Annotated in this window: 1 pseudogene; it reads right to left on the reverse strand. The window is 67.2% G+C overall.

Annotated elements, in window-relative coordinates:
- A pseudogene (locus F0Q45_RS28395) lies at nucleotides 1-540 on the reverse strand (hypothetical protein); the annotation flags it as partial.

Here is a 540-nt window from a genome sequence, read left to right on the forward strand (position 1 = left end):
GCCCTGCTGGCCCATCTGGGTGAACTGCTGGACCTGGCCCATCGCCTGGTTGACCAGATTCGTGTGCTGAGACAGGTGCCCGGAGAGCTTGGCGGCCTGCCCGGACATCGCGTACGCCTCAGCCAGGGTAGGCATGCGGACCGTCGGCACGCTGGCCGCCGGGATGGGCGGCAGCGTTTCCAGCGTCGGTGCGGTCTTAGCTGTGGCGTCGCCGACGGCTTCGGCCGCACTCGATTGAGCGCTAAACCGCGCGCGTTCGGTGTCGGCACCCCCGGCTTGGCCGGCCAACGAGGCGACGGTCGGCGCGCCCGACACAGCCGACACACCCGACATGCTCGCCGAGATACCGCTGACACCGGAGACCGTGGACTTCGCCACGGTCGCCACCCTCGTTGGAGTAAACGACCCCTCTTGCACCGTCGCGGCGGCCAGCCCCGAGTATTGGGTGGCCAGGCCATCGGCCTTGACCGCGTTCAAATGCGACTGAACGCCCAAGTTGGCAATAAATCCGGTGGCAGCAGAAATCGCAAGCCCCGAAAC

Origin of the sequence: Mycobacterium simiae, from assembly GCF_008370645.1 — a bacterium.
GTDB lineage: Bacteria > Actinomycetota > Actinomycetes > Mycobacteriales > Mycobacteriaceae > Mycobacterium > Mycobacterium simiae_A.